The organism is Pedobacter sp. B4-66 (assembly GCF_018492665.1).
Lineage (GTDB): Bacteria > Bacteroidota > Bacteroidia > Sphingobacteriales > Sphingobacteriaceae > Pedobacter.
On sequence record NZ_JAFVME010000001.1, the window covers coordinates 27,185 to 42,141 of the forward strand.

Genomic DNA, 14,957 nt, shown 5'->3' on the forward strand with positions numbered 1-14,957 from the left:
CCAAAAATCATGAAGATTACTAAATGGGTCGCAGCCCTTTCTTTTGCTACAGCATTATATTTAACACCGCAAATTACTGTTGCACAGGATTCTTTATTTATCATCCCAAAACCACTGATTCAAGTTGCTAAAACAGGACACTACCTATATACTCCAATAACTGAAGTTTTTGCCAGTGCCGATTTTAAGGACGCAGCAACGCTGCTTCAGGAGCATCCTTACTTGAAATTCAATCAGGTAAAGACTTTAAAAAACATCAAACATCCGCCAAAACAAGGCATCGTCTTGGCTAAGGCTTCTAAAGAAGATACACTTGCCCAAAATGCCTATCGTCTGGAAATCACGAAAGACAGAATCATGATTACTGCACATCAGCCACAGGCCCTGCTTCTTGGTATCTCTACGTTACGTCAAATCGCCTATACGAGGAAAGACACCAAATCGATACCTGCTGTATGGATCGAAGATCATCCGGCGTTTGGCTACCGAGGATTGATGCTAGATGTATCACGTCACTTTTTACCCCTTACTTTTCTAAAAAAATACATCGATCTTTTATCATTATACAAGCTAAACACCTTCCACTGGCACCTTACCGATGGTGCAGGATGGCGCTTAGAAATTAAGAAATACCCTGAGCTTACTCAGTTTGCAGCTTGGAGATCTGATGCAAACTGGAAAAACTGGTGGAGCAATGGCCGGAAATATGCGGAAATGGGCAGTCCAGCTGCATTTGGTGGCTTCTACACTGCCGAGCAAGCGAAAGAACTGATCAGCTACGCCGCTAAAAGAGGCATCACCGTGATTCCTGAAATTGAGATGCCCGCACATAGTGAAGAAGTCCTTGCAGCCTACCCAAATTTATCATGTTATGGCCTGCCTTACAAGAATTCGGAATTCTGCATTGGCAATGAAGACACATTTACCTTTCTTCAAAATGTGCTGGATGAGGTATTGGAGATCTTTCCTTCCAAATACATCCATATTGGGGGTGATGAGGCCGACAAAACAGCCTGGAAACAATGTCCGAAATGCCAAAAGGTAATTAAAGATCATGACCTGAAGGACGAACATGGTTTACAAAGTTACGCGATCAAGAGAATCGAAGCTTTCCTAACCAGTAGAGGTAGAAAAATGATTGGCTGGGACGAGATTTTAGAGGGCGGATTGGCCCCAGATGCAACGGTAATGAGCTGGCGTGGTGAAAAAGGAGGAATTGAAGCGGCCAACTCCGGACATGATGTAATCATGACACCAGGCTCACACCTTTATCTGGATTCCTACCAAACGAACCCCATCGGACAGCCGGAAGCTATTGGTGGCTACCTTCCTTTGAAAAAAGTATATCGCTACCAACCAATTCCTACTGAAATTGAACCTGCAAATCGAAAACATGTACTAGGCGTTCAAGCCAACGTATGGGCAGAATACATGCCTACCTCTAATCAGGTTGATTATATGGTTTTCCCGAGGGCAATTGCTGTTTCAGAAGTTGCATGGACACCAGCATCCATGAAAAATTGGGATGATTTTCAATCCCGCCTGCAAAAGCACTACCAGTTGTTACAGCAATTTAATGTAAATTATTATCCGCCATCAAGCGAGCTGAGTATCATTTCTAAATTTGATATGACCAATAAAATTGCCCAGGTAACAATCAATTCAGAGCAATTCCAACCAGAAATCAGGTATACATTGGATGGAACTACACCAACAGTTAAGTCGTCATTGTATCAAAATGGGATTTCCTTAACGCAAACGGGAACAGTTAAGGCTGTAATTTTCAAAGATCAACTCCCTGCAGGAAAAGTACAGGAGCTGAAAATCGACCTGCATAAAGCAATTAGTAAAAAAGTAACCTATAATAATGAGTACAGTAGCAATTATCCGGCACAAAAAGAGTTGACACTAGTTAACGGCCAAACCGGTGACCTTACTTATGGAGACGGACAGTGGCAAGGTTTCCTTGGTGACCTAGATGTAACAATTGACATGGAAAATCAGCAAGCATTACAACAATTAAAAATGAGGTATATGCAACTAACCGGTCCGGGAGTATATATGCCAGCCAATGTTAAAGTTGCCCTTTCTACTGATGGAATCAATTTCAAAACTATACAACAGGTAGACAACGATGTGCCTTATACAGATGCTTCGTTAAGGTTTAAAACTTTCAGTTTTGATCTTAAGGGAAATGTGGCTCGTTATATTCGGATTACGGCAAAGAATGAGAAAAAAGGTTTTATGTTTAGTGATGAGGTAGTCGTTTATTAGCAACTACCTCATTTGTAATTTATCCTCTTAAACTTCTTTCCCCCTTTACCCGCCAAAATGGTATTAAAACAAAAATCCTGCAAATAGTAAAATAGCAGGATTTTTGCATTTTACTTAAAAATGTTCATTCCCTCATCATAAATTGGGCTCTGTATGCTTAAAAAGTTTAAAACACTATGAAACACATGGTTCTGAGACAATACTTTATTAGGCTTAACTTGTTTTGAACCATCAGATACCCAAACTATAAAAGGAATCTCATACTGTTCTTTAGGAGCAATACTTATAGGTACCCCATGCATATATAGATTTTTTTCTCCCAATGACTCACCATGGTCTGATACAAAAATCATAGTACTCTTAAACTCGTTTAATTGCTTTAAATCTTCAATTACTTTAGATAAAATATAATCAGTGTAAACAATCGTATTGTCATAAGCATTGATTAGTTCTGTTTGAGAACAATTCCCTAATTCAACACTATTACATACAGGTTTAAAAGTCTCAAATTGAGCTGGATATTTCTTACTATATGTAGGACCATGACTTGTACTTGTGTGCAATACTGTAAATATTTTATTCTTCTTACTGGCTAATATTTGGTCTTTTAGTCCAGTTAAAAGAATTTCATCGTAATTACATCCTTCGCCTTTGCAATTAGGCATTAAAGTTTCTTTATTTTGATAATTATTTATATGAACTGGCGGCTCACCCCAGTTTGTGGTCTTCCAAATAACCTCTACGTTATTTCGATATAAATAATTGGGCAAAATTTCATACAACTTATCAGTATTTGTATGTTCTAAAATACATTTTACACCTGCCGTAGTGTAAGTGGCACACGAGGTAGCATCAAAATGAAATAAATTAGCCATTTTAGAAAGCAGTGGATTCGTGTTTTTCTTGTAGCCATATAAAGAAAAGTTTTGGCTTCTTGCAGATTCCCCTATTACTAAGACTACAACCGATTTCTGGTTATCTTTTATTGTAGCATCAGGTAGTAAAATTTCTTTCTCATTACTTTTGAATTTGTCTTTATAAAACAGATAAGTATTTGCAACATATGACCAGGGCATTGGCAACGCACCTATTACTTTTGCATTTTTATCAATCCACAACCAATTGCTTGCATTAGCAAAAACTAAAGTCAGAATAAACAATAAGGTAAGCGATGAAGTGATTCCAAATCTCTTCCATGTTTCATTTATTATTTTGACTTTAATAATGTAAACGCTAGGAAGAACACCAAACACAACTATGTATATTATTAATTTTATTGAAAAAAAATTGCTAGACTCGGCATAATTAGTATTGAGTATATTGCCGATCATGCTTTTATCTATTAAAACCCCGTAAGTATTAATAAAGTAGACTGCAACTGCGCTGATAATAAAGAATAAGACCAATAAAAATTTCCCAACATAACGCGACAAAAAACAAATCAGGTAAAAAATAAAAGCATTTACAACCAAAACTATAATCATCATACTAATGATGAGAAAAACACCATTCAAACTTTTATAATCAACATTCTTGAAGACATAACTGAAAAAAGGAAAGTGGAAGAATAAAAAATTAAGAAAACTCATTAACAAAGCGAAATGAGTAGTTTTCACATTATTTTTTAACATAAACAGTAACGATTTTATATAGTGAAATGACTACAGTGATTAATGATAAATAGAATATGATCAAATTATCATCCAACAACCTACTCACTAACGAAACACAACAAAACAGAAAGAAGAAAATAATAATTGGATAGTATTTTTTGTTGTTTATCCAAGTCCAAATTTTATATTTTTCATTAATAAAAATACCTAAAAGCCCCGAAACATATCCAATAGTTCCACCTATGATGACATCAAGCGGATGGTGCGCTCCTACACCTATCCTTGTAAACACAAGAATTAATCCTACAAGGGTTATAAAAACAATCCATAAAACTTTATAGTTTAACCTTTGGGGCATAAATGCGAACAACAGGACTGTAAGTACTGTAAAAACTGTAATTGAATGTCCCGAAGGTAAACTATTATGTCCAGTTAGTGCTTTTCCAACGATTACAAAACTATTCTTATCAAATACCGCAGCAGGCCTTGGTACTGCAAATATTTCTTTTAGTGAAGTACAAATTATACATGAAACAAGTGAAGCTGATATTAAACACTCCCAAATTTTAGGTGCATAAATAATAAAAACACTTATGAAGGATAAAAAAACTATTGCGTCTCCAAACTGGGTAAGGTTAAAAACTGTTTTCGGAAATTGAGATAATTCTGAATTCAAAAAAAAGAAATAATTCTTTTGAATCTGTATACATTTATCAGTAGATAAAGCATCCTGTCTATAAAGAAGCAAAACAATTAGGAGTAAAAAAAAAGCAGGGAATATAAATAAAGATAGTTTGAGTTTTGAATAGTTTTCAATGACATTTGTATTCATCATATTATTTGCTGACAGATTTACCTTGATAAATTTCTTTAAACTACACTGAAAATAATATGCGGCTATTTGGTTTTTTAACGATTTTACAAGATAAAATATCGTACAACTTACTTATACTTCTCACAAAACGCAACTAATATAACTAAATCATATTAACTTTAATACTTCCTTCTATATTCAAGCTATATCCCTTGCCGTGAATATTTTTAAAACATACGGCGTCATCCTGAGAAAATTTCTTACGAAGTTTGGATACGTACATATCAAGGCTTCTACCTGTAATTACCCCTTCATCTTCCCAGCCCAGCTTCAAAAGCAGATTGCGGTCGATTACTTCATTTGGTTTTTCTAGAAAAATCTTTAGTAGCGATTGCTCTTTAGGGGTCAATACGATTTCTTCTTGCTCATAAGTCAGAATTTGTTTGGCAGGATCATATGCATATTTACCTATTGCAATGGAAGCAGAGGTGCTTTTTTTCAATAATCGCTTCTTATAAATACCAAAACCAGCAGCTGATATGGCTGCAATAAATAAGAAGAAAAGTATTCCTTGATTTAGAGATAATATTTGCCTTCCAGAAGCCACTGCAACATCAGAAACTTGAATATGAATTTCATATTTGTCGGTGGGTAGTGCCCTCCCCATACAGGGAGCTGTTCCTTTAGAAATATCCTCACTGGTAAACCCGTAAAGGAGCTGATCACCACCTTTTCTGTAAACAGCAAGGGTATAATTTCTTTGTAAATCGTTACTAGATGTTAATCTGGTTGCAATAGCTGCAAGAGTATCGGGTATCAAGGCAAAAGGCTTCTCAAAAGAGATCCTATAACTACCCTCCTTCTCTTCCTCAACAGAAAGTATCCTCGAGGTACTATCGCCTGCAGATAGCAGCAATTGATGACCTAACTTTCGAAACGAGATAATTTGTCTTGTACCCGATTCCTGTTTTGCAAAAGCAACACCTGTCTGAAGAAGCAGAAAAGACAACATTAAAGCTCCAACAATCCTGTTTACAAGTGTGATTACCATATTTTACAATTCATTTTACACTTTTTTACAACTGTTTACACGCCCCATCCTACCCTCTGGTTTAGCTTTGACCAAGTTACATTTAATTTGAAATTTATGCTAAAAACACTATTGACCTCACAGGCTCTCTTTGAAAACTGGCTGGTTCTGATACGAGTGATCAGCGGCCTTCTAATTTTTGTCCACGGATTGGGCACCTTCAGCAAAGGACATATGGATGGGAATGTTGCCTGGCTTACAGACATTCATTTCCCAGCTCCCATATTAATGGCCTACATTGGAAAAGGCGCTGAATTAATAGGTGGCATTTTATTAATGCTCGGATTATTTACCAGAATTTCTGCATTGATACTGATCATCGATATGCTGGTAATCACAACTGTACTTGGTAATGGCAAAATATTTACCGATGATCAACATCCCTTTTTATTACTCCTGCTGTTTGTTTATCTGTTTTTCATTGGCTCAGGTAAAATCAGTCTGGATCACCTGCTATTTAATAAAACTAAAAACTAAGATTGAAATTCATGTTTAAGCGCCTCATTTCTCCATCTAGCATTCTTCTATTTTACCTTTTAGTTTATCCTAATCAGGGTTTTACCCAGGCGGTAAACGCCAAAGACCAAAAAACAGATACCACAAGCCGACAATTAAAAGAAATCCAAATCAAAAAAACCAGATCATTGGTACGCCAGGAAATAGACCGTTTAAGTTATGATGTACAGGGAGATCCTGAACGCAATATTTTAAATGGTCTGGATCTGATGCGTAAGGTACCCATGCTTTCTGTAAATGCAGCTGGCCAGCTCAGCCTGAGAGGAAGCACAAACTATCGTATTTTGATTAATGGTAAGGAATCCGGAATGATGGTAGCGAACCCAAGAGATGTCCTCCGCAACCTGCCTGCCTCGGCAATCAAGCGTATTGAAATCATCACTACCCCTTCTTCAAAATACGATGGAGAAGGACCCTCAGGATTCATCAATATCATATTAATGCGTAGAGCGTCGGATGGTTACAATGGGAATGTAAGGCTTGCTCATGAACTTCCTACTGGTGGGCCGTCATTAGGAGGCAGCCTCACCCTAAAATCAGGAAAGTTCGCAATTGCAATAAACGGGGGTGCTGATCGTACAAGCACTCCCGAAACCGCAGAACGTTATTACAGACAAACTTTCGGCTCCATACCGGAACAAATGGAAAACAACAGTACCAAAAAGAACAATAGCAGATCAATTTTTGGAGGCGCAGAATTGAGCTTCGAACCCGACACCTTAAATTTACTTACAGCAGAATTTAGTCCATACAGTGGCTACAATAGGGTATACAATTCCCGATTGTTTGAGCTTAACGAAGGAAACCCAGACTTTTCAAAATACCATCTCGATGCCAGGAACAAATACAGTTGGAATGGAATGACAGCAGGCCTGAGTTTTCAAGGGAGTTTTAGCCATAGGCCTGGGCAACTGCTAACCTTCGCTTACAGGTATGTGAGTAATGATAACCCTCAGGTAAACCACATCGACATTTCCCAGCAAATCAATAGCCATTTAGCCTCTTTTCTACAACAAAGCGCCAGCGGCTACAAGGAACACATTTTTCAGGGAGATTATGTAAGGCCCCTTAAATTTTTAACCATAGAAGCTGGCATTAAAACAATACTGCGATACAATTCAAGTGATTATAAACTGAACCAATCAGACACCGCTTTAGTCAATAACTTTAAGAACAGCTCGCCCGTTTTCGGGGCATACAACAGTTATCATTACCGTATTGGTGCCTGGGGTATTAAAGCTGGCTACCGATTAGAATATACGACTATGCAGGGTCAATACAAATCAGCATCCAAGATTCCTCAAACTAATTATTTCAACCTGATTCCTGCATTATCCCTAATGTACAACATCAACACGGGCAGTAGCCTAACAATGGGTTATACCAACCGGATAGAGCGCCCCAGGTTTTATCAGCTCGATCCTTTTGCAGATAGATCCATCACCAATATACTTTCTTATGGAAATCCCAATCTAAAACCAGCATTAAGTCATCATCTAGAATTGAATTATAGTCAGGATAGCAAAACCACCTTCTCTGCAAACTTAAGCTATACTCTATCCAATAACTTAATACAACAGATTTCACAATATGATTCCACAGCGAATGCAACCATCACCACTTATGCGAACACAGGTTATGACAGGCAGCTTAAGCTGTACCTGAGTGCCGGAGGAAAGCTAGCAGAGAAACTCGGCTGGTCAGCCAATGGGTTAATTTCACGAGTTTGGTTAAAAGGAACAATAGAAGGAAGGCACCTGGAAAACTCAGGCTATAATGCCAAAATGAGTGCAAATGCAACCTATACGCTGAGTGATTTATGGAAAGCCTCCGGCTCCTTTAATATAGATGCCCCAGAAACTTTTCTACAGGAAAAAACAAACCTTCAATTTTACCAATCGCTAAGGGTATATGGCGATTTAGTAAAAGATAAGCTGAACCTTTCTCTTACCATTAACAACCCGTTCACTAAGTTTCGTTACTACGAACGGAATCTTACAGGATTTGATTTTAAACAATACTACAGATTTCAGAGCTATAACAGATCATTTGGCCTAAGCCTGAGCTGGCAATTCGGGCATTTAGAAAATGGAGTTCAAAAAAGCAAACGAAAGATTACCGTAGATGATGGACGGTAAAACATATGTTAAATCCATTTTTTTATTTTGTTCTTAGATATTTTTTTCTAGTTTTGCAGACCGTTAAAAAAGCCTCCTTAGCTCAGCTGGTAGAGCAACTGACTTGTAATCAGTAGGTCATTGGTTCGATTCCGATAGGAGGCTCTTTAAAAACCTAAACCAACCTTACTTTTCCTAAAGGTAAACTACCTACAAATAGCCGACTGCCTTATACTAAGACTACAATGCTGGAAACATCTTATTTACTTTCCGGATTACCTTTTCAACTCTTGCTCGTTTGCTTTCTTTCTCAATCCCTTTAATTCTTGAGAGCAACGTATTTACGAAAACAATATTATTTTTGGCATTTATAACTGGTAATGCATTTTCAGCATACATAGGCAATTGATTATCTGGGCTTTTCAGCAAGCGTTCATTCAACAATAAAAACACATCATCGCTATATTCTTTGATGGCACAGAGTTTTATCATTATACCCACACAATGGTCGTTAGTGATAACTGAACCTTTATCTGCAACGTCTATTATTTTAGGTAATGCCTCGTAAATTACTTTAGATTTAACGGCTACAATCGTATTTAAAGCCATCATTGTACCCCATTGCAAGCGGTTATTCTTATGGTCCAGCAAAGTGGTTAGCTCGTTACTAAAGTCTGCTATCAACTCCGGCTTTACTGTTCCAATTTCATAGATTACCTTTATACAGTCGCTCTGAATATCCTTGTTTTTATGATAAAGGTTTTCGATCAACTCTTCAACTGCTTTACTATCGTTGGCTTGCACAATAGCATTGGCCAGTTCCTGATTAGGGATTTCATCCCGTCGCCCTAATGAATGCGCTAGTTTATCTATTATACCCATATATTGAGATGGTCTTCCTGCTAATGTCGAGATAATATCGACTCCGGTCAAGTTTTAAATAACGTATTTTTTTGTTTCTTTGCCAGATGTTTAAACAAGTGTTTGTTGTATTGCTAATCGTTTTTTCGATTAGTGTTCGAGCACAAGAGCGTGCCGCTGCTTATGCCGTAGATGAAGAATTTAACATCTGGAATAAAAAATTAAATGATACTGCCTGCGTTTTTGCTGATATAGCCTACATACGTGATTATCCAAGTTTAACCGGAGTTCTTTTAGACTCTCTGAGTGCCGGAACTAAGGTGATCATCAAAAGTGAAGCCTATAACAATACATTAATCAAAGATTTTTATGCACCATGGCATAAAGTAGAATACATGATCGGAACACAAAAACGAGCTGGATTTATCTGGCTTGGGCTGCTGGCTCTTGGATCAAATATCGACAAAGAGGGAAAGCTATGGATGTACGGATTCAACAAATACCTTAACAGATCAAATGATGAGGCACACCTATCTCTATGTGAAGTAAAGGTTTTAGATGCCTCTCTTCATATCATTAATCGGACATCTATATTGATCACAAAAGGTGAACAAACTTATACCGAAGGTAAAGTACTGGATAATATGGGACTAGCAGGCTTACAAGCAATTTACAGGATCGGATTTTTTAGTGAATCGTGCGGTGTACCAACTGATCATCACTACATTGGATGGACAGGCACCGAGTTCCTGGATCTACCGGGAAAAAGTAATATTAGCGATGCAGGTATTTTTTATCATGAAGAAAAACTGCTATTTCCTTCTGAACATAAGCTTGGCTCTTCTTTAATTATTAAAGATATCAACGAAGGAGAAGTAATAGATCCTGATCAGAAAGAATTAACTTATAAAGAGCGCAAAGAACGAGTGAAATACTCTTGGGATGGTAAAATTGCCAGTCAAATAATTGAGATGAAATAAAAAATGCCGCTTAAGAGCGGCATTTTTTATAATTAAGTATAAAAATACTATTTGCTTACTGGTTGAAACACCTTATTATCCTTATTTCCACCGGAAATTAAGTAAGCCATTAGGTCTTTTAGCTCTTCTTTATTTAAGCTGTTTATCATACCTGGCATCATCACAGACAATTCAGATACTGAAGTTTTAACTATATCACTTTTCTTAATCTCACGAAGTGTTTGAGGAGAAAAAGGATTTTGAGAAACATAAATTTTGTCTTTAGTTTCTTTCTTAAATCTTCCAACAATAGAGCTGCCGTCTTTTAAATTGTAAATTTTTGCAGCGTATTGGTCTGAAATAACTTTGCTTGGTGATATAATAGATTCAAGAATATCTTTCTCAGAAAATCTAGTACCTAAATGCGTAAGATCAGGTCCTACAGAACCACCCTCCCCGCCTGTAGCATGACAAGAACTACACAATGTTGCGGCGAACATCATCTTTCCATTGGCATAATTTCTTCCAATCAAACTGTCTTTTACAACAGCCAATGCATCATCCAGTTTCCAGTCTTTCCCTGGTCCTTTTGGTTGTACTATGTCAACTAATTTAAGTTGTTTATTATCTACTAAGCCATCGCCAGAAAGCTTATTATAATTAGCAAATTGCTCTTTTGGAACATTGGCCAGTGCTTTTTTCCTTGCATCATCAATAAAGCCGATATAACTGTTACCTCCCTTATACCCAAAGGCTTTGTAAAACCATTTAAAGTATTTAGTGCGCAATGCTGGTGTCCATCCTTTCTTCGCTTCACTTAATGCCACAGCATAATAAATTTGCTGAGCAGGAGGTGTTTTAGCTAGCATTTTAGCGATATCTAATCCGTACTGAGGGTTTTTTAAAATTAGATCTGAAGAGCTTGTAAATTCTTTTTGATCTAAAGTCTCATCCTTAGCTGCATCAATTATGGCCATAGTTTTTGACACCACTTGCTCATCGCCAATGTATACCAGAATTTTGGTCATGAAACGATTGATTTCGTTACTCTTAGCGGGGAATTGTGCATTCAGATACTTGCTTAACTTCACACGATCAGCTGGTTGTGGTTTACCGGTACGTAGTACAGTTAACTCAATGGTTCTTAACAAGTCCATTTTCTGAGCTTCATTTAAAGATAAATAATTGATTCCCATCAAATTATTCAGCATTTTACTGTTTAACTCTTTACCACCATTTCTGGCTAAAGCAACCGTTGCTTGTATCAATGTGATTGGATCTTTTTCGTTTAATGCTCTGTCTTGCCATTCAGCAATTGGCTGATGTTCTACTGCAATTCTTGCTGCATAACGTATAAAACGATCATTGTTTTTTAAATTTGGCCAGGCTAATTTCAGTGCATCTGGATTTGGCGCTCCTTGAAACTCTTCTAGTTGCTTTCTTAAATTACGCGCTTCAATATTGCCTACAGATGAAGTGCTAGCCAACGGATCCTTTGGCAACGAGTTATCGCCATAATAAACACGATAAAGATCTGATTCTAAACCACGACCACCGGTTAAAAAGTATAGTGCTCCATCTGGGCCAATTAAACCATCGGTAAGTGGCAAAGGCTGACCAGATAAAAACTCTTCGGCTACAGTTTTATAGGAAGATCCATCAGGAATAAGTTGAACTGAATAAACGATACCAAAGGTCCAATCGAAAGCCAATAAACCACGACGATATTTCTCCGGGAAGCGTGCGTTGTAGCTACTAACAAGGTTCGTTGGAGATCCTTGTCCGATGTTTAAGATTGCTGGCAGGTTATCTACATAACTTGGTGACCAGTTGGTGTTTCCAGAGCGCCAGCCGAATTCACTTCCACTTGTAGAATGTGAAATTCTGGTTGGTTTGTACCATGGCATTCCGAAATCCCATTCCATATCTCCATCATATACAAACATTTCGCCATCTTCATTAAAGGCAAAGTCGAAGGGATTTCTGTATCCACCGCTTATTAACTCCCATTTCTTTCCTTCAGGATCGGTCTTCATTACAAAAGCTCCCGGAGCGAAACGATCAGTAGCGTGTCCATTTGGATCTTTTAATGTAGCCAGTGCGTTATCTTCTTGCCAGGTTTTAGGCAATCGGTAATTGTCCATTTCCGGTATATCTGTGTAATTTCCGGCTAACATGTAGATTGACTTTTTATCAGGAGATAACACAATGCTATGCGGGCCGTGCTCACCTTCTCCGGTTAACCCTTTTAGCAAGGTAACTTTATCAAATTGGTCGTCGCCATCCGTATCCTGTAATCTGTAAAGACCGCTTCCGCTTTTAAATTTGTCATCACTATTGTGATTAACCATTACATATAAGCTGTTAAAAGCGTACAGTAGACCATGGGCATACCCCATTCCTACTTTAGATACTGTCGAGTCTCCTACAATCAGCTTTTCTACTTTAACTTTTACTTTAGTGGTATCAGAACCAATTGGAGGGATTTCAAGACGATATAAAAACCCGTATTGATCGGAAGTGATGATACGTCCTTTATCGTCAAAAGCCATAGATACCCATGAGCCGGTTTTACTTGCAGATGGACTGTACAGGTGTTCTGCTTTAAAGTTTGGTAAAAGTTTTAACTTCTCGACCTTAGGGCCGGGGTTGTACTTTTGAAATGTGGTGAAGGAAACACCTATTAAAATGAGCAGTAATAATGATACAGACAATTTAACAGATCTATTTCTGTTTGATTTCATACGTAAAAAAAGCTTATTTGGTTATTTGTGTATAGCAATTATATAATAAAAACTTCATATCGGCAACCTGTGCTGTCCTGTATGGTTACAAGATTAGGATTTTTTATATTTTTTGACATCAAAACCCATCCTCAAACCTACGACAAGACTTTCATATAGCATACAAAGCATATAATAGAATTAATATTTGCACTTTTTGATAAAACAACTAGCTTTATGAAAGTAACCAAATATCCACATGAAGAATTACTGCAAATACCTTAACATAAGTGAATTTGAAAAAAACTGGGGTTTTTACGTCAACACTGTGGGCTCTGCCAGAGTAGAGCCTAATAAAAACTACCCAAACAACCGACAGCATCCAATAGACCATTCCTTTACCTGGGACAAAGGAAGAATACTTGATGGCTATTACATCGTTTTCATTACGAAAGGAGAAGGTTTGCTTGAATCGGCAAAAACCAAAGCGTACAACATTAAAGCAGGAACCTGTTTTCTTTTATTCCCCGGTATATGGCACAGATACAAACCGCACCCGCAGCATGGATGGGAAGAATATTGGGTTGGATTTAATGGAACTTACCCTGATGAATTGATGAAAAAGGGAATATTTACTGCCGATAATCCATTTATAGATGTCGGCCATAATGAGGATTTACTTCAGCTTTTTCATACACTAATTAAAACCGTTTCTGCGGCTGAGATTGGCTATCGTCAAATTGTTTCGGGCATTACTTTACAGATTTTGGGCTTGATAAATGCGGTATCGAAATATCAAACACCAGATGCAGGAAACCAGTCGAAACTAATATCAAAAGCTAAATTCTTACTGCAGGAGTCTATTGAAAATCCGGTGAATTTAGAAGAGATGGTTAAAGAATTGCCGATGGGATATTCGAGGTTCAGAAAGGTTTTTAAGGAAATGACGGGACAATCGCCAAATCAATATCACCTCAATTTACGATTAGACAGAGCAAGAGACCTACTGACCTCTACTACCCTAACCATTAACGAAATAGCTTACCAAACTGGCTTTGATTCTATATTTTACTTTTCCCGTTTGTTTAAGAAAAAGAATGGATTGCCCCCAAAGGAATATAGACAAAGTAAGCTATAATCTGGAGTAGATCAGTGGATTTTGCTGATTATCATTTAGCGGATCTCCTATTTTCAATTTTGCTACCTGCTCATCAGATAAAATGTTCTGATTTCCATTAAAAAGAGCTCCGTCTGGCATATAGGCACAAGTCATTGCCCTGCGATAACCACTTGTCATGTTGGCTCCTGCCCCATGTATGGTTAAACCATTATGAAAAGAGCAGCTTCCAGCTTTCATAGGAACGGACACAGCATTTGTGGTTAGAAATTGTGGATAAAACTTAAAAACCTCATCCATATTTTTCCCTATTCCGGGGTTCTCAAATGTGGTAGTATGGTAAGAGCCGGGTATAAAATACAAGCAACCATTTTCAGGAGTAGCATCATCTAAAGCAATCCAGATGGATAAAGCCCTACGATCTGAAAAAGACCAAAACGGGGTATCTAAATGCCATGACGTAGGATTAGCCCAGGGTCGTTTTACTAAAGCTTGATCGTGCCATATTCTTACACCATCACAACCTGCTAAATCCGAAACCATTTTCCCCAGGCTTTGGTTGAGCATCAACTCCTTTATTTTCTCATTGGTTTGCCATAGGTTAAGCATTTGATCAAATACCTTTCCGAAATAGTCGGCGTCTTTGTTAATCCCATCCTCCTCTCCTGTCTTTGTTTCTTTTCCCGGAAGCTTTCTTCCACCACGCTGTTCTAATGCCTCAGTCACAGCTTCACGCCAAAGCGCTAGTTCTTCCTTATCCAAAAAATCTTCGATGAGCAGAAAACCATGCTCACGGTAATCGTCAATCTGTTGTTGTGTGATTTGTGTTTTCATTTATTTTGGAGTCTATATTTTATTAGTTTTCGTTAATGG

At 37.6% G+C, this 14,957-nt stretch carries 11 protein-coding genes and 1 tRNA gene; 6 read left to right on the forward strand and 6 right to left on the reverse strand.

Going from position 1 to position 14,957, the window contains the following annotated elements:
* Positions 1–9 precede the first annotated feature (9 nt).
* Positions 10–2,274, forward strand: a complete 2,265-nt coding sequence (locus tag J1905_RS00135) for a glycoside hydrolase family 20 protein (RefSeq protein ID WP_214225064.1) — start codon at positions 10–12, stop codon at positions 2,272–2,274.
* Between the two features lie 110 nt (positions 2,275–2,384).
* Here the strand turns inward: J1905_RS00135 and eptA are convergent, their stop codons facing one another.
* The 3 genes from eptA to J1905_RS00150 form a co-directional block, all read right to left on the reverse strand.
* Positions 2,385–3,905 carry a phosphoethanolamine--lipid A transferase EptA gene (eptA, locus tag J1905_RS00140; protein WP_214225065.1) on the reverse strand — a complete coding sequence of 507 codons (1,521 nt, stop codon included), beginning with the start codon at positions 3,903–3,905 and terminating at the stop codon, positions 2,385–2,387.
* Positions 3,892–4,722: a phosphatase PAP2 family protein gene (locus J1905_RS00145; RefSeq protein WP_250317942.1), complete on the reverse strand. Its 831-nt coding sequence runs from the start codon at positions 4,720–4,722 to the stop codon at positions 3,892–3,894. The genes eptA and J1905_RS00145 overlap by 14 nt, the downstream gene beginning before the upstream one ends.
* Before the next feature lie 142 nt (positions 4,723–4,864).
* Positions 4,865–5,752, reverse strand: coding sequence for a winged helix-turn-helix domain-containing protein (locus J1905_RS00150; protein ID WP_214225066.1), 888 nt, complete (start codon positions 5,750–5,752; stop codon positions 4,865–4,867).
* Positions 5,753–5,848: 96 nt separating this feature from the next.
* Between J1905_RS00150 and J1905_RS00155 the strand changes: the two genes are divergently transcribed.
* The 3 genes from J1905_RS00155 to J1905_RS00165 all read left to right on the forward strand — a co-directional run bounded on the left by J1905_RS00155 (position 5,849) and on the right by J1905_RS00165 (position 8,589).
* Positions 5,849–6,268 (forward strand): DoxX family protein, encoded by a 420-nt coding sequence (locus J1905_RS00155; protein ID WP_214225067.1) that lies wholly within the window; start codon positions 5,849–5,851, stop codon positions 6,266–6,268.
* Between the two features lie 11 nt (positions 6,269–6,279).
* On the forward strand, positions 6,280–8,445 hold the full coding sequence (locus J1905_RS00160) for an outer membrane beta-barrel protein (protein ID WP_214225068.1): 2,166 nt from the start codon (positions 6,280–6,282) through the stop codon (positions 8,443–8,445).
* Between the two features lie 71 nt (positions 8,446–8,516).
* Positions 8,517–8,589 (forward strand) — tRNA-Thr (locus tag J1905_RS00165).
* A 75-nt stretch (positions 8,590–8,664) separates the two neighbouring features.
* Here J1905_RS00165 and J1905_RS00170 read toward each other — a convergent pair.
* Positions 8,665–9,357, reverse strand: a complete 693-nt coding sequence (locus tag J1905_RS00170; protein WP_214225069.1) for a hypothetical protein — start codon at positions 9,355–9,357, stop codon at positions 8,665–8,667.
* A gap of 35 nt (positions 9,358–9,392) precedes the next feature.
* On the opposite strand from J1905_RS00170, the gene J1905_RS00175 reads away from it, so the two are divergent.
* On the forward strand, positions 9,393–10,265 hold the full coding sequence (locus tag J1905_RS00175) for a hypothetical protein (RefSeq protein ID WP_214225070.1): 873 nt from the start codon (positions 9,393–9,395) through the stop codon (positions 10,263–10,265).
* A gap of 47 nt (positions 10,266–10,312) precedes the next feature.
* On the opposite strand, the gene J1905_RS00180 is transcribed toward J1905_RS00175, so the two are convergent.
* Entirely contained in the window at positions 10,313–12,988 is a 2,676-nt protein-coding gene (locus J1905_RS00180; protein ID WP_214225071.1) for a c-type cytochrome, read from the reverse strand.
* A gap of 238 nt (positions 12,989–13,226) precedes the next feature.
* Here J1905_RS00180 and J1905_RS00185 point away from each other — a divergent pair, with 238 nt between their 5' ends.
* Positions 13,227–14,105, forward strand: a complete 879-nt coding sequence (locus J1905_RS00185; RefSeq protein WP_214225072.1) for an AraC family transcriptional regulator — start codon at positions 13,227–13,229, stop codon at positions 14,103–14,105.
* On the opposite strand, the gene J1905_RS00190 is transcribed toward J1905_RS00185, so the two are convergent.
* Complete coding sequence (locus J1905_RS00190; protein WP_214225073.1) at positions 14,100–14,918, reverse strand: phytanoyl-CoA dioxygenase family protein; 819 nt, start codon at positions 14,916–14,918, stop codon at positions 14,100–14,102. The genes J1905_RS00185 and J1905_RS00190 overlap by 6 nt on opposite strands.
* Positions 14,919–14,957: the final 39 nt, after the last annotated feature.